14 protein-coding genes are annotated in these 14,312 nt (G+C 68.2%); 7 read left to right on the plus strand and 7 right to left on the minus strand.

Going from position 1 to position 14,312, the window contains the following annotated elements; genetic code table 11:
* Positions 1 to 37: 37 nt before the first annotated feature.
* The gene (locus ABD134_RS08355; protein ID WP_344228572.1) at positions 38 to 577 is read right to left on the minus strand and encodes a hypothetical protein; all 540 of its coding nucleotides are present in this window, start codon (positions 575 to 577) and stop codon (positions 38 to 40) included.
* Between the two features lie 104 nt (positions 578 to 681).
* Between ABD134_RS08355 and ABD134_RS08360 the strand changes: the two genes are divergently transcribed.
* Positions 682 to 2,310 (plus strand): RecQ family ATP-dependent DNA helicase, encoded by a 1,629-nt coding sequence (locus ABD134_RS08360; protein ID WP_344228574.1) that lies wholly within the window; start codon positions 682 to 684, stop codon positions 2,308 to 2,310.
* 545 nt (positions 2,311 to 2,855) lie between these two features.
* Here the strand turns inward: ABD134_RS08360 and ABD134_RS08365 are convergent.
* Both ABD134_RS08365 and ABD134_RS08370 read right to left on the minus strand, forming a co-directional pair.
* Positions 2,856 to 3,002 carry a hypothetical protein gene (locus ABD134_RS08365; protein ID WP_344228576.1) on the minus strand — a complete coding sequence of 49 codons (147 nt, stop codon included), beginning with the start codon at positions 3,000 to 3,002 and terminating at the stop codon, positions 2,856 to 2,858.
* 442 nt (positions 3,003 to 3,444) lie between these two features.
* The gene (locus tag ABD134_RS08370; protein ID WP_344228578.1) at positions 3,445 to 4,251 is read right to left on the minus strand and encodes a carbon-nitrogen hydrolase family protein; all 807 of its coding nucleotides are present in this window, start codon (positions 4,249 to 4,251) and stop codon (positions 3,445 to 3,447) included.
* A gap of 54 nt (positions 4,252 to 4,305) precedes the next feature.
* Here ABD134_RS08370 and ABD134_RS08375 point away from each other — a divergent pair, with 54 nt between their 5' ends.
* Positions 4,306 to 5,970, plus strand: coding sequence for an FAD-dependent monooxygenase (locus ABD134_RS08375; protein ID WP_344228580.1), 1,665 nt, complete (start codon positions 4,306 to 4,308; stop codon positions 5,968 to 5,970).
* On the opposite strand, the gene ABD134_RS08380 is transcribed toward ABD134_RS08375, so the two are convergent.
* Complete coding sequence (locus ABD134_RS08380) at positions 5,957 to 7,252, minus strand: adenylosuccinate synthase (protein ID WP_344228582.1); 1,296 nt, start codon at positions 7,250 to 7,252, stop codon at positions 5,957 to 5,959. The two genes, ABD134_RS08375 and ABD134_RS08380, sit on opposite strands and share 14 nt — an antisense overlap.
* A gap of 251 nt (positions 7,253 to 7,503) precedes the next feature.
* Between ABD134_RS08380 and ABD134_RS08385 the strand changes: the two genes are divergently transcribed.
* The 4 genes from ABD134_RS08385 to ABD134_RS08400 are packed head-to-tail and all read left to right on the plus strand — an operon-like array spanning position 7,504 to position 11,118.
* Positions 7,504 to 7,851, plus strand: a complete 348-nt coding sequence (locus tag ABD134_RS08385) for a DUF6507 family protein (protein ID WP_344228583.1) — start codon at positions 7,504 to 7,506, stop codon at positions 7,849 to 7,851.
* Positions 7,852 to 7,853: 2 nt separating this feature from the next.
* Entirely contained in the window at positions 7,854 to 9,248 is a 1,395-nt protein-coding gene (locus ABD134_RS08390) for a hypothetical protein (protein ID WP_344228585.1), read from the plus strand.
* A 57-nt stretch (positions 9,249 to 9,305) separates the two neighbouring features.
* On the plus strand, positions 9,306 to 9,704 hold the full coding sequence (locus ABD134_RS08395; protein WP_344228587.1) for a hypothetical protein: 399 nt from the start codon (positions 9,306 to 9,308) through the stop codon (positions 9,702 to 9,704).
* Between the two features lie 34 nt (positions 9,705 to 9,738).
* Positions 9,739 to 11,118 (plus strand): hypothetical protein, encoded by a 1,380-nt coding sequence (locus ABD134_RS08400; protein ID WP_344228588.1) that lies wholly within the window; start codon positions 9,739 to 9,741, stop codon positions 11,116 to 11,118.
* Positions 11,119 to 11,137: 19 nt separating this feature from the next.
* Here ABD134_RS08400 and ABD134_RS08405 read toward each other — a convergent pair whose 3' ends face one another.
* Positions 11,138 to 11,572, minus strand: coding sequence for an SRPBCC family protein (locus ABD134_RS08405; protein WP_344228590.1), 435 nt, complete (start codon positions 11,570 to 11,572; stop codon positions 11,138 to 11,140).
* A gap of 239 nt (positions 11,573 to 11,811) precedes the next feature.
* Here ABD134_RS08405 and ABD134_RS08410 point away from each other — a divergent pair, with 239 nt between their 5' ends.
* A complete protein-coding gene (locus ABD134_RS08410; RefSeq protein WP_344230796.1) occupies positions 11,812 to 13,134 on the plus strand; it encodes a short-chain fatty acid transporter in 1,323 nt (440 codons plus the stop codon).
* 48 nt (positions 13,135 to 13,182) lie between these two features.
* Here the strand turns inward: ABD134_RS08410 and ABD134_RS08415 are convergent, their stop codons facing one another.
* The gene (locus tag ABD134_RS08415; protein WP_344228592.1) at positions 13,183 to 13,875 is read right to left on the minus strand and encodes a thymidine kinase; all 693 of its coding nucleotides are present in this window, start codon (positions 13,873 to 13,875) and stop codon (positions 13,183 to 13,185) included.
* A 30-nt stretch (positions 13,876 to 13,905) separates the two neighbouring features.
* On the minus strand, positions 13,906 to 14,184 hold the full coding sequence (gene catC, locus ABD134_RS08420; protein ID WP_344228594.1) for a muconolactone Delta-isomerase: 279 nt from the start codon (positions 14,182 to 14,184) through the stop codon (positions 13,906 to 13,908).
* Positions 14,185 to 14,312: the final 128 nt, after the last annotated feature.

Raw genomic sequence — 14,312 nt, forward strand, 5'->3', positions numbered from 1 at the left:
CGACGAACGGAGCCGGAGGTGCGCGTCAGCTTCGAAGTCACTTCTTCAGCAGTCCCTGCGTCACGTTCTTGGGCCGCTGCATCTCGCCGTGCTTGGCACCGAGGATGACGACGGTACCGGCGAGGACCGGGATGGCCCATTGCAGTTGACGTAATTGGTTCTGCGCCTGCTTGAGCTCCGGCGACGCGGTCGGGGCCGGTTCCGTGGCACCCTCGGATCCCTGGTGTGACAACTCATCGACCTTCTTGCCCAGCATCCCTGAGTAGAGGGTCACACCGGCTCCGGCGACCGTCACGCCGAACTTGATCCAGGTCCACCGCATGACGCCGTCCTGGGTCGCGTAGCGGCCCTTGTTCTCCCACAGAATGGGCAGCAGAGACGCCAGATGTGCGGTGCAGGCTGCTGTCTGCACGGGGGTCCACTTCTTCCAGCCCAGACTCGCCAGACGCGTACGTTCCGCGGGGTCCTTCGCCTCGGCGGTGGCACCATTGAGCCCCACGGCGCCCATCAGGGAGCCGCCGAACCAGGCAGCGGCCGACAGGTCGTGGACAGAACGGGCAAAGAGGTTTCCTGGCATGTTGTGATGTCCTTCCGGTGAGATGTCCTCTGGTGTCTCCTACCGTTCCAACTCCGGCACCTGCCGTAAAGAGCTCTTCCGCTTCGATCTTCTACAGTGAGTCCATGACGGCCACGACTGCAGAGATCCACCGGCTCGCCCACGATGTCTTCGGCTGGGATGAATTACGCCCCAACCAGGCGGAGGCCGTCGAGGCCGCGCTCGCCGGACAAGACGTGCTGGCAGTGATGCCCACGGGGTACGGGAAGTCGGCGATCTACCAGCTTGCCGGCATCCTGGCGGACGGTCCCTGCGTGGTCATCTCCCCGCTGATTGCCCTTCAGGCCGACCAACGGGACGGACTCAACGAGCTCTCCGGACGGGCGCGGACGCGTGCCGTCGCCATCAATTCCTCGCTCTCCGCGCGTGCACAGGAACGTGCCTGGCATGCCGTGGAGAGTGGAGAGGTGACCTTCCTGTTCCTGACCCCGGAACAGCTGGCCAAGGACGAGGTGTTGGCCAGGGTTCGCGATGTTCGTCCGGCGTTTCTCACCGTCGACGAGGCCCACTGCGTCTCGGCCTGGGGCCACGACTTCCGCCCGGATTACCTCCGGCTCGGTGCGGCCCGTCTCCGGATGGGCTCGCCGACGATCATCGCCCTCACCGCGACAGCCTCGACTCCCGTCCGGCAGGAGATCGTCGAGGGGCTGGACCTGGCCGATCCGCTCGTGATCGCGCTGGGATTCGATCGGCCCAACCTGCACTTGGCAGTGGAGCGTCACCATGAGGACAGCGGCAAACGTGATTCCGTGCTGGAGCAGGTCGTAGGGATGCCCCGCCCGGGGCTGCTCTACACGGCAACACGCCGCGACGCCGAGGACTATGCCGCCGGACTCAGTAAACGGGGGCTGACGGCCCGGGCTTATCATGCCGGCCAGAAGGCTGCCGACCGGGATGAGACCCTGCACCAGTTCCTGGATGGCGACGTCGATGCCGTGGTGGCCACGAGCGCCTTCGGCATGGGCATCGACAAGGGCGATGTGCGATTCGTGGTGCACGCCGACATCACTGATTCGCTGGACACCTACTACCAGGAGGCAGGCCGCGCGGGCCGCGACGGCCGGGAGGCCCGAGTGGTGCTGCACTACCGCAGCGAGGACCTCGGCCTGCGCAGCTTCTTCAATGCTCACCGTGCGGACCAGGACGTGGTGGCGGCGGTCGTCCGGGAATTGCAGCGCACGGACGGTCCCCTGCGCCTCACTCACCTGAAGCGTGCCGTGGACGTCAGCGCCCGCCGGGTCACCGGCACGGTCAATCTGTTGCAGGCTGCGGGCGCCGTGGTCTCCTCCCGCCAAGGACTGACCATGGTGGAGGGAGTCGGGCCGAAGACGGCCGCCCGACTTGCCGAGGAAACCGCCGAGCGGATGGAGCGAATTGACGGCTCACGCATCGAGATGATGCGCGGCTACGCGGAGACCGACGGTTGCCGTCGCCAGTACCTGCTGAGTTACTTCGGTGAGGAATTGGCCGACCCTTGCGGCCATTGCGATACCTGTGACGCCGGCACCGCCGAGGATCTGACGCACAGTGACGGGCAGTTTGCCCTGCAGAGCGACGTGGTTCACCGGGAGTGGGGCGCGGGCCTCGTGATGAGCGTCAACGATGACCGGATCACCGTTCTCTTCGAGGAGCAGGGATACCGGACTCTGTCGCTGGAGGCCGTGCGTGAGCAAGGGCTCCTCACCAGGACATAACCGGCCCGGGGATACTGCCACAGGCGAGGTGGTGCCGACTCAGTTGGCGGGTGTTGCCCGTCGGCCCGACTCAGGCCCGTGGTGGCCGGTTGGCCCTGCCAACACCGCCGTCGCCTGACTGGCCACCGGGACCACCGGTGAACCGGCGAGCGGCATCCATGACTCGGTCGATGCCGGATGCCCGGCCCGCACCAGGCCTCTTTCCACTGGCCCGCCGCCTGAGGGCGCTCGTAGCCTGATGAATCATCTTCCGGCCCTGCGGGCCGTTCGCGAACGATAGGCCCTTACTAGCCAAGTCCTTGAATGTCATGATCTCTCCTCGGTGGCATGGTTGCTGCACCACATCCTCGTACGAGTGAGACCCCGGGTTACCGGCTGCGGAGGGGAATCGCATTGGCCGGACCCGGGGTCCCTGTCATCACTCGCACCTTCATCACTCGCACCATGATGAGGTGCTTTCAGCATAGGAAGCGAACTTGTGCCCGCACCCCACACAGCCTGTGAGAAAGCTGTGATCCGTCCTCGAGTGCTGCCGCCGACTCCAGCTAGCCGGCACAGCGCCGGTAGACCATCACACTGAGGGCATACCCGAGCTCCAGGATACCCAGGCACCAGGCCAGGGCAACCCAGATCTCCGTCCCGACTGGCTGGCCGCTGAACGGGTTGCGGACCGTGTTGACGATGGACGTCACGGGCTGGTGCCCGGCGAAGGCCGCAAGGGTCCGACGGCAGACGGCAGACGGCAGACGGCAGACGGCAGAAACTACCCGGCACATGACGAGACCCCGGACTGGAGCCACCAGGGGTGGCATACCAGGTCCGGGGTCCCTGTCATCACTCGCACCTTCATCACTCGCACCTTGATGAAGCTCTTCCAGAGTAGGGATCCGAAATGTGGACGAACTCCACAGCCCCTGTGCGTTCGCTGGTCTTCGCTGGCCAAGGGGCCTGCGACGACGGACCGGCGGACAGGGCAGGGCCCCGGGTAGTCCGGCGGCGTGAGGGGAACGCCATCTGCCGGGCCCGGGGCCCTCTGTCATCACTCGCACCTTGATGAGGTGGTTCCACCCTAAGAACCAGGAGTGGGAATGGCCCGGGCATCAGCTGTGAGGTCGCTGGCAATGGTGAAGCCGCCTAGGAACCGACGGACCCCAACTGATCCACGTCCGTACGGCGGTTGGCCAGCACCGGCAGGAAAGAGCGCACCTCGTCGATGCGCTCTCGGGTGACATCGGCGGTCTCGACCGCCTCGCCCTCCTCGCCAAGGAAGGCCACGGGCACGGCGAGCGGGTCGATGATGGCCGAGTGGCCCACGGTGTTGTCACTGCGTGTTCCCGCGGCCACGATCCACACGGTGTTCTCCACGGCGCGTGCCTTGAGCAGCAGTTGCCAGTGCTCGATCTTGTAGTCGCCCTTGAACCAGGCGGCCGGCACCAGCACGACGTCCGCCCCCGCCACGGCCAGCGAGCGCGCCACCTCCGGGAAGCGCAGGTCGTAGCAGGTCATGATGCCGAACCGCAGGCCGCCGAGCTCCACCATCAGGGTGCCCCGGTCGCCGGCGGTGATGCGGTCCGATTCCCTGTACTTGAAGGCGTCATAGAGGTGCAGCTTGCGGTAAGTCCCCAGGATCTTGCCCGTGGCGTCCACCGCAACCACCGTGTTGTAGGGACGCTCGGTGCCCGAGGGCTCGTATCCGCCGGCCACCACGGCGATGGACAGGTCCGCCGCGATCCGGGTGACCTCGGAGACGAAAGCCGACCAGCCGGCGTCGACGGCCTCCGCCAGGGGACCGTCCACGTGCCGCACGGTGAACATGGACTCCTCGGGGAACAGCACCAGCTCGGCGCCTTCGTCCTTGGCGGATTCCGCCAGACGCCGCAGCGTGGCAACGTTCTCGGCGACCACACCCGTGGGGCGGAATTGTCCGACGCTGATCCTCATGTGACCGTCCTCCTCGCATGGTGTGAAACCGTCCTCCCAGCCTAACCTGAGGCCATGTCCGCCGCCTCTGACCACGCTCCCGGACGCCGGGTCACCACCGACGTCCTGGTGGTGGGCGCAGGACCAACCGGACTGATGGCGGGTGCCTGGTGTGCGAAGCTCGGCCTCCAGTCCCTCGTGGTGGACGGCAAGACCGGACCGACCCGCGAGTCCCGGGCCCTGGCCGTGCAGGCCCGCTCCCTGGAGGTCTACCGGCAGCTCGGCCTGGCACAGGCCGTGCTGGACGGTGCGATCCCCGCCACGTCCGTCAGCCCCGGGTTCGGCCACCGCACACTGGGCACGGTGCGGCTGGACCGGATGGGCCAGCAGCTGACGCCCTTCCCGGGAATCACCATCTTCGAGCAGAGCGCGAACGAGGCAATGCTGGCCGGCCACCTCCGGGACCAGCACCGGCCCGTCGCCTGGGGCACCTCGTTCCGGTCCTTCACCACCGATCCCCGGGCGGAAGGTCCGGGGGCAACCGTCACCGTCGAGCTCGACTCCCCTGAAGGACTGGTCCAGGTCAGGGCCCGGTATGTGGTGGCCGCCGACGGTGCCTCGTCAGCGGTCCGGCGCGTCCTGAACATCCCCTTCGAAGGTGCCACCAACCGGTTCGAGTTCTACGTGCTGGATGCCTACGGCGTCACCGGCACCGAGTCCGGCATCACCCTGCGAGCCTCCCGCGAGCACTTCATGCTGGCGTTCCCCCTGGGCGGCGATGGCCGCGGCGGCCGGCGCGCACGCCTCCTCGGCATCCTGCGCGTCGAGGACACAAGCCCGGCAGCTACCGGCGAGGACGCCGGCACGATGGCCGAGTCGCCCGCTGCCGATGCCCGCGATGAGGCCCGGGCCCGCGATTCCCTGGCCGGGGAGTTCGGCGTCCGGTATGCCGGCACGGACTGGTACAGCACCTACCGGGTGCATCACCGCTTGGCCGCCGGCTTCCGGGCCGGCAGGGTGTTCCTGGCGGGGGACGCCGCGCACATCCACTCCCCCGTCGGGGCGCAGGGGATGAACACGGGACTGCAGGACGCGCAGAACATCGTCTGCGCCCTCGCTGATGTCCTCGCCGGCCGGGAGCCCGAGGAGGTCCTCGACCGCTATGAGGCCGAGCGCCGGCCGGTGGCCCTGAACCTGGTCCGGACCACCGACGTGGTGTTCGGAGCCGTCACCTCCCTGTCCCCCCTGGCACGCCTGGCACGGACGCGGGTCTTCCCCGTGGTCGCACCGGTACTGCTGCGCGTGGCCCCTCGACTTCCCCTGGGCGGCCGGATGTTCGGCTATCTTTCCCAGACCCGGATCCACTACCGGATGCCGGGGACGAAGGCCGACCGCACCGGCCAACGACGGCGGCGCCGCGGCAAGGTTCGGGGCCGTCGCCTTCCCTGGGTGCCAGACGGCGGCCATACCGGTCCGGTGCCCGGCGGGGACGGGCGCGGGGACAACCATGAGGTGCTCGCCACGGCCGAGTGGCAGGTGCACGCCTACGGTCCGGCAGCCGAGAGGTTGGCGCGGGACCTGGCCGAGCGCCACCGGGACAGGGCCGCCGGACGTGCCAGGCCGGCGTCGGGACTGCCGGTGTACGGGTTCCGGGCAGCCCCGGAGGCGGGGCTGCCCGACGGTACGGCACTGCTGGTTCGCCCGGACGGCTTCGTGGTGGAGGTGGTCAGTCCTCGATGAGGTCCCGGACCTGGACCACCTGGTCCCGGCCCGGCCCGACGCCGATCGCGGACATCCGGGTGCCGGACATCCTCTCCAGTGCCAGCACGTAGTCGCGGGCATTGACCGGCAGGTCCTCCATGGTGCGGGCACCGGAGATGTCCTCGGTCCACCCCTCGAAGTACTCGAAGATCGGCTTGGCGTGGTGGAACGCGGTCTGTGTCATGGGCATCTCGTCATGCCGCACCCCGTCCACGTCATACGCCACGCACACCGGGATCTGCTCGATGCCGGTGAGGACGTCCAACTTGGTGAGGAAGTAGTCGGTGAAACCGTTGATGCGGGTGGCGTAGCGGGCCATCACGGCGTCATACCAGCCGGTGCGGCGCGGGCGGCCGGTGTTCACGCCGAACTCGCCGCCCACGGTGCGCAGGCGCGTGCCCATGCCGTCCTCGTCGAAGAGCTCGGTGGGGAACGGGCCGGCCCCCACCCGGGTGGTGTAGGCCTTGACGATGCCGATGGTGCGGGTGAAGCGGGTGGGGCCGATCCCCGCGCCCACGGAGGCGCCGCCGGCGGTCGGGTTGGAGGACGTCACGAACGGATAGGTGCCGTGGTCCACATCCAGGTAGGTGGCCTGGCCGCCCTCCATCAAGACAACCTTGCCCTCATCGAGGGCGTCGTTGAGCAGGATGGTGGAGTCCACGACCATGGGACGCAGCCGCTCGGCGTAGGACAGGAAGTACTCGGCGATCTCATCCACGGTGATGGCCCGGCGGTTGTACAGCTTGACCAGCAGCTCGTTCTTCTGGCGCAGGGCGCCCTCGATCTTCTGGCGCAGGATCGACTCGTCGAAGACGTCCTGGACGCGGATGCCGAGGCGGCCGACCTTGTCCATGTAGGTGGGGCCGATGCCACGGCCGGTGGTGCCGATGGCGCGCTTGCCGAGGAAGCGTTCGGTGACCTTGTCCATGGTCTGGTGATACGGAGCCACCAGGTGCGCATTGGCAGAGATCTTCAGGTGGTCACAGCGCTGACCGCGGGCCTCGAGCCCGTCGATCTCCTCGAACAGGGCCTCGAGGTTGACCACCACGCCGTTGCCGATCACCGGGACGGCGTTCGGAGACAGGATGCCAGCCGGCAGCAGCTTGAGTTCGAACTTCTCACCGCCGACGACGACGGTGTGTCCGGCATTGTTGCCGCCGTTGGGCTTGACCACGTAGTCCACGCGGCCGCCCAGCAGATCGGTGGCCTTCCCCTTGCCCTCGTCGCCCCACTGGGCGCCGACGATCGCGATTGCTGGCATGAATGCATCTCTCCTGAGCAGGCCACGGCAACCGTACTTGCGGCGGTCCCGTCCGGCCCTCGACATGGAAAACGCCCCCGGTGACCGCTCCCACGGTTCTCTGCCGTGCGGTGCATCACACGAGGGCCTTACAACCGGAGTTTACCAGTCAGGGCCCATGGGGAGTTCTGCCCATCGCCCCGCCCCCGCAGTCGGCCTAGGCTGTCGGCGGAGCCAACGGGGTTCACAGGTCGCTGGAGCGGGGAGATCGCATGACGGACTGGCACGTCGATGAGGAGCCGGCACGGTCCACCGTGCGCACGGCCACGTCGAAGATCGACGAGATCGTCGAGTTCGCCCCCACCATGACCGCCCGCTTCGAATCCGCCGCCACGGCGTGCGACCACCTGGAGATCGGCTCGGCGATCGACGACCTGCTGCAACAGGTGGCCGATCCCCTGCTCCAGGCGGTGGCCGGCTCAGGAAACAACATCTGCTCCTCGACGACCGAGCTCATCAACGCGATCGCGAGCGCCGATCTGACCATGGCCGCCGACGCCGAGGAGGATGTCTACACCATCCCCGAAGCCCCGGCCGCAGGCCCCCAGTCGGAAGGATGACCATGGCCGTCGACACCAGCCAGCTGCCCACCCGACTGCCGTCCTCCGGGACGATCGACCCCGCGGCGAGGAAGGTCCGTTCCCTGGGGACCACGGTCAGCGGTCACTACGCGGACGCGGCCGAGACCTGGACCCAACTCAGCGACGGGCGCCTGATCACGCCCCACAGCGCCCGCGTGTACACGGCCTTCGTGGACGTGATGAAACCCTATGTGGACGCCTACGAGACGCTCACAGACGAGGCCGCCTCCGCCCTGGAGAATTTCTCCGACGACATCGAGGGGCTTCGCACCCGGTACACGGATGCCAAGACCGACGCGGCCACGCACAACACGATGCCGAGGGTCGACCGCCCGGACGACTACGCCGATGACGGCGCCGGCATCCAAAGCCGCGTGGACGCCGTGGCCGAGGACTATGACACCGCGGTCCAGACCTGCGCGAACGCCCTCAGGGGTCTCAACCCCACCTCCGGCGTGACCGTCAACGCGAACCTCTCCGACGCCATGCTGGCGATCGGCGCCTCCCAGAACACCGCGGCGTCCGGCGGCGCCGGCGCACTGAGCCTGCGCACGCGGGACGGCAAGCTCTATTTCCAGTTCGATGCCCAGCACTACCAGACCCTGACCGGCAAGCCCGGGAGCTGGCAGACCTCCCGCCTCTCCTCGTCCACCCTGGGACAGCTTGGCGTCCCCCAGAGCTACCTCAACCGACTCAACGACGCCGCCACGGGCGGGAACCGGCTGAGCAACAACACCACCGGCGCCATGCTGGACGGCCTCGATCCGAAGACCCCGCTCGGCGCCCTGGTGGCCCGCTACCCCTTCTTGAAGAACACCAAGCTGAACGTCGACGGCGGCCGGGGGACCTTCCGCGTGCAGCTCACCTCCGGAAGCGGGCGGTCCCCCAGCGGGACGCCGACCTCGGTCACCGCACTGACGAGCCGCCTGCGCACCGTCGAACGGATCGCCGGGAACCCTGCACTCGGTCGGACCCTGCTGGTCGGCGGCGCGGCACTGACCTTCACCGGCGAGTACGGCAGCTCCTACAACGAGTCCCTAATGCGCAATCCGGGCGCCAGTGAGGCCGAACACCAGCGGACCGCCGCCGTGGATGCGGGGGTCGTGGCGGGTGCCGAGACAGCCGGCGCCCTCGTCGGGGCCCGCGTGGGGCAGGTCGCCGGGGCCGCCATCGGCCAGGCTCTCATCCCCATCCCCGGCGTGGGTGCCGCGATCGGCGGTGTGGCCGGAAACTTCATCGGTGGCTTCGTCGGCGGGAAGGTCGGCAACAGCGTGGGCCAGGCCATCAACGAGTTCCGGCACACGGACGGCAACGTGTTGGAGAAGGGTGCCGCCGCCGGCAAGGCGTTCCTGTCCTCCCTCAACCCCTTCGGCTGAGTTCGGTCCCGTGGTCCTGCAGCGGATACGGTGGACGGAGTCGAACCGAGGAGCCGGATGAATTCCCTGCTGGAACACCTGTTCTTCCTCACCATCGCGGTGATTCCCGCAATGGCCGGCCTCATCCCGGGTTACTTGGCGTGGACTGGCAGATACCGCAACTGGGCCCGGCAGCCGAAGTCCACCTGGTCCACCACGCGGTACAACATGTTCCCCCTGCACATCGGCTGGATCGGGATCACCTGGATCATGCTGTGGGTCAGCATCTGGGTCGACCACTTCCGGCCGGGCTGGACGAGCAGCGTGCTCGGTTTCTCGCTGCTCTTCCCGTTCCTCGTCATCACCGTCGTCCTCAACTTCTGGTGGCCACGGGCCCTCACTCCCGCCTGGCACCAGGACTGGGTGGACCACGGCGGTCAGTACGACACCCCGCTGCGCCGCCCCGACGGCCCGTGACCACGGACCTGCCTTTGACCCGGAAAGAGTACCCATGAACCCTTCAGCGCCGGCCCCGATCACCGGTTACCTCGGCATCCTGCAGTTCCGGCCAGCCCCCCACTGGGTCCCCGAGTCGGTCCGCCCGGAGATCGAGCTGATTGCCACCCTCCCGGTGGACGAGGACACGTTCCGTCCCTCGATCGTGGTCACGGTCAACCCCTTCGAGGGCAGCGTCCGTGAGTTCAGCGTCAAGGCACTGACAGGGTTGACCTCGACTCTCCGGGAATGCCGGATTATCGACGTCGGCGGCTGGGAGCGCCGCCCCGGGGACCGGCCGCAGGATCACCTGGGCATCGAGACGGACACCTCCCTGCAGTCCCGCCGCATCGAGTACCTCCACCGCGCGGACAACGGCCGGCTGGTCTCCGGCGTGGACCACCTGGTGTTGATGGATGGTTGGGCGGTCCAGATATCGACCACCTGCGCGGTCCAGGACCGGCTCTTCCTCACCGCGGACCTGGAGGCGATGGCCCGCAGCGTGGAGCTCGCGCCGGACGGCATGGCCCCGCCCTCGGCTCCGGTCACGGCCGAACCCGGGTACGATGCCACCGCCGCAGCCGCCTTCGACCTTCCCGTCGAGGACCTCGCGCCGTGGCAATACTCCGACGGCACGGACCGCGGGGGCGACTGGCTGACCCCGGCGGCGGTCGAGCGACTCCAAGAGCTCGGTACTGTCGCCAACGGACGCCTTGGATGGCCAGGCCAGGACGGGTCGGCGGCCGAGCTCGAGGCCGCTGGGCTGGTGGAGGACGGCCACCTGACCGAGGTCGGCGACCTCCTCTCCGCCACCCTGACGGAGTCGGCGTTCCGCCTGCGCCTGACGGGTACCGCAGGGGACGGGGATCACCTCGTCCAGGTGTTCGGCCTCTCCGACGTGGCCCTCATGGTCTCGCAGCCGGGCTTCGGCGAACGGGTGCTCGGCACGCCATGGGAGTCCCCCGGTCCCGAGCACCTGCACGTGGGCATGGTCCCGCTCTCCGAGCTCTCGGCTCGGCTGCTCGCGTGGGCGGGAGCCTCCCCCGCCTGGAATCTCCTGCCGACCCCGGCCCTGCTCGCACCTGCGGTCTACGACGCGCGGCTGGCTGGGCCAACGCCACCGCCTGCCGGGGCCGACCCCGCCCTGACGGCCCTGTGGGACCAGCCCTGGTGGGTGTGGCGGATCGAGGCTGACGCGGACGGTGCCGAGGGCTTCCCCGAGACCACGGTGCTCACCACCCCTCAGCGCGGCACATACCGGGTCGGCCTGGTGCCCGAGCCGGCCACGGGGCAGGACCGGGTGCTGCTCTGGCCAGTGGAGAGCTCGTTCCTGTTGGCCCTGGTGGAAGACCTCATTCAGGCCGCTCACTTCGGGCGGGCGCCCCAGCTGAGCTGATGCTCAACTGAGCTGCGCCTCAGGGCGCCTTCTCGGCGTAGTCGCGCAGTGACTCGAGCTGACCCGCGTCCGCGTCGGCGAGCGCGGCGGCCAGGCCGAGTGCCTCCTCGCGCAATTCCTCCGCGGCGCGCACGGCGATCCGCAGGTGCACCCGGGTGGAGCCGGCGTCGGGCAGCAGGAGGTAGCCGTATTCCACGCGCACATCGGCGTCATCGGCACCGGAGACCATGGTCAGCCCGTGCCCGGGATCATAGGTGGCCAGCGTGTACTGGCGCTGGTGGCCGCCGATCGCGTAGGAGAGCTCCTGACCCGGGCCCGCCGGCCCGTTGACGTGCATCTGCTCGACATCGGCCAGCCACGCCGGCGCAGCCGCCCAGTCCGTGAGCAACTCCCACACCCTCGGCGCCGGCAGGTGGACCACGATGTCGTCTTCGAGGGCCGCGATGGTCAACATGGTCCGATCCTCACCCCTGCACACCCCCGGTGTTAAGGGTGAAACGCCGCCGGGTTCCGTCCAGCCCATGCCACGCCTGCCTATGGTGGTGCCAGTCACCTTCGCCCAGGGGCCCGGGCGTCACCATCGCACCGTACGACGCCGGCCCTGCACCGTCAGGAGCCATCGGCATGTCCAGCACCCCGGGAACCTCCGAGACAACGCCGCGGCGCAAGGAGGGCACCCCGCTCTCGCGCGCCATGCGACCCGTCAACCACGTGGTGGAACGGTTCATCCCGTCCGCTCTGGTGTTCTCGATCGTGTTGACCTTCATCGTCGCGGTCCTGGCCCTGATCCTGACCGGAACCGGCCCCGGCGACCTTGTGGTCCACTGGGGCGACGGCCTGGCCGGACTGCTCGACTTCATCACCCAGATGGCGCTGATCCTGCTGCTCGGCCACATCCTGGCCAACACCGGACCGATCCGGCGAGTGCTGGCCTTCCTCGGCTCGGTCCCCCGCACGGAGCTCGCCTCCTACGTGTTCGTCTTCGCCGTGGCCGCCGTGGCCAGCCTCATCACCTGGGGGCTGGGCCTGGTGGTCGGTGGATTGCTGGCACGGGAGGTCGCCTACCAGGGGCGGGAGCGCGGCCTGAAGCTGCACTTCCCCATGCTGGTGGCCGCCGGCTTCGCCGGCTTCGTGGTCTGGCACATGGGCTACTCGGCCTCCGGCCCCCTGACCGCAGCCACCGAGGGATCCTTCCTCATGGATTCCCTGGGCGGACAGCCGGTGCCGATCAGCGAGACCGTGTTCTCCTCCTGGAACATGATCGCCGCCGTGGTGACGATCCTCGTAGTGGCCCTGGCCCTGTTCCTGGTGGCTCCCCGCCGCGGGGACAGGATCGTGGAGCTGGCCCTGGACGCGCGCGAGCAGGGCAACGACGGTCAGGAAGAGGTCGTGACCCCGGCCGACCGCGTGGACGCCAGCCGACTGCCGACCCTGCTGCTCGGCCTGATGCTGGTGATCTACCTGGTCCTGCACTTCGCGCAGGGCGGCACGCTCACCCTGGACACCGTGAACTGGTCCTTCCTCGCCCTGATCCTGTTGCTGGTGCGCAATCCCTTCGAGCTGATCCACCTGACCAAGAACGCCGCCTCCAACGTCGGGGAGATCCTGCTGCAGTTCCCCCTCTATGCGGGCATCCTGGGGATGATGTCCGGAACCGGCCTGATCGAGGTGTTCTCGGACGCCATCGTGTCCATCTCCAACCCCGTGACCTTCGGGCTCCTCGCCTTCCTGGCCGCCGGCCTGGTGAACTTCTTCGTTCCCTCCGGCGGCGGGCAGTTCGCGGTACAGGGTCCCATCATGCTCGGGGCCGGCGCCGACCTCGGTGTGGACCCCGCGATCACGATCATGGCCGTGTCTTACGGAGATCAGTGGACGAACATGATCCAGCCGTTCTGGGCCCTCCCCCTGCTGGCGATCGCCGGGCTGAAGATGCGGGACATCCTCGGCTACACGACCGTGGTGTTCATCGCCTCCGGACTCGTGTTCGCCGGGACACTGTTGATCGTGTCCCTCTGACACCTGCCGCGTCAGCAGAATCCGTGCCCAGCGACGCGGACCGGAGTCTCACCCCGCGCCGAGCCGGCCGCCGGACTCCTGGAGGTAGCAGACCCCGCAGAGGGACTCGTAGGTGACCTCCACGCCGTCGATGGCCACCTGGTCGCCCTCGAAGACGAAGCGCTCGCGACGGGACTCGCGCGCATCGGCGGCCGGACCGGCGTCGTGCCCCACCACCGCGTCCACCACCTTGCGGGTGTTGAAGATGGCCTTGCGCCCGCACCGGCAGATGGTCTTGAGCTCCTCGAGGGAGTGCGCCACCTCCAGGAGCCGGGCCGAACCGGGGAAGGAGGCCGTGCGGAAGTCGGTGCGGATGCCGTAGGCCATCACGGGCACGCCCTCGAGAACGGCGATCCTCAGCAGGTCGTCCACCTGGGCGGGTTCAAGGAACTGGGCCTCGTCCACGAGCAGGCAGGCGACGGGCTTGACCTCGGCGTCCAGGTGCGTGAGCAGGGCGGTCGGATCATCGCCACGGGCCTCCTGACGGAACAGTGCCATCAAGTCGGCTCCGGGCGGGATCAGGAAGTCGGCATTCCGGGTGACGCCCAGCCGGGAGACGATCTGGTCCTCGCCCTTCGAGTCCACCTGGGGCTTGGCCAGCAGGACCCGCTGCCCGCGTTCCTCGTAGTTGAACGCGGCCTGGAGGAGTCCGGTCGACTTGCCGGAGTTCATCGCCCCGTAGCGGAAGTAGAGCTTGGCCACGATCGAGAAGTCTAGTGCTGGTCCGGTGCGCTACGTGATCGAGTTCGGGTGCTTCGCCAGCGGGGTGACCTTGATGTCCATGTAGGGATACATGGGGAAGCCGCTGAGGATGGTGTGCAGCTCGTCATTGTCGGCCACGTCATAGACGGAGTAGTTGGCGTATTCGCCCACCACGCGCCAGATGTCCCGCATCCTGCCCTCGCGCTGCAGGTTGCCCGAGTACTCCTTCTCCTTGACCTGGAAATCGGCCTTGACCTCGTCGGTCATCGACTCGGGGAAGGTCACGTCCATCCGTGCCAGAAACAGCATCGTCACTCCTTCGTACGGCGCAATCATGCGGTGGTTGCCCTGGGGCTGAGATCGCCGATCCCTGCACTGTGCGGGCAGAACACACCCGTGGTTTCTGCCCGCAAAGTACGGGGCGTTAGGCCGTTGCC

It is taken from the genome of Citricoccus alkalitolerans, from assembly GCF_039528175.1.
In the GTDB taxonomy this organism is placed as follows: domain Bacteria; phylum Actinomycetota; class Actinomycetes; order Actinomycetales; family Micrococcaceae; genus Citricoccus; species Citricoccus alkalitolerans.

Bases quoted from the DNA above. Each gene is read 5' to 3' on its own strand.
- ABD134_RS08355 (WP_344228572.1), bottom strand. From the start codon at position 577: ATGCCAGGAAACCTCTTTGCCCGTTCTGTCCACGACCTGTCGGCCGCT.
- ABD134_RS08360 (WP_344228574.1), top strand. From the start codon at position 682: ATGACGGCCACGACTGCAGAGATCCACCGGCTCGCCCACGATGTCTTC.
- ABD134_RS08370 (WP_344228578.1), bottom strand. From the start codon at position 4,251: ATGAGGATCAGCGTCGGACAATTCCGCCCCACGGGTGTGGTCGCCGAG.
- ABD134_RS08375 (WP_344228580.1), top strand. From the start codon at position 4,306: ATGTCCGCCGCCTCTGACCACGCTCCCGGACGCCGGGTCACCACCGAC.
- ABD134_RS08380 (WP_344228582.1), bottom strand. From the start codon at position 7,252: ATGCCAGCAATCGCGATCGTCGGCGCCCAGTGGGGCGACGAGGGCAAG.
- ABD134_RS08385 (WP_344228583.1), top strand. From the start codon at position 7,504: ATGACGGACTGGCACGTCGATGAGGAGCCGGCACGGTCCACCGTGCGC.
- ABD134_RS08390 (WP_344228585.1), top strand. From the start codon at position 7,854: ATGGCCGTCGACACCAGCCAGCTGCCCACCCGACTGCCGTCCTCCGGG.
- ABD134_RS08395 (WP_344228587.1), top strand. From the start codon at position 9,306: ATGAATTCCCTGCTGGAACACCTGTTCTTCCTCACCATCGCGGTGATT.
- ABD134_RS08400 (WP_344228588.1), top strand. From the start codon at position 9,739: ATGAACCCTTCAGCGCCGGCCCCGATCACCGGTTACCTCGGCATCCTG.
- ABD134_RS08405 (WP_344228590.1), bottom strand. From the start codon at position 11,572: ATGTTGACCATCGCGGCCCTCGAAGACGACATCGTGGTCCACCTGCCG.
- ABD134_RS08410 (WP_344230796.1), top strand. From the start codon at position 11,812: ATGCGACCCGTCAACCACGTGGTGGAACGGTTCATCCCGTCCGCTCTG.
- catC (WP_344228594.1), bottom strand. From the start codon at position 14,184: ATGCTGTTTCTGGCACGGATGGACGTGACCTTCCCCGAGTCGATGACC.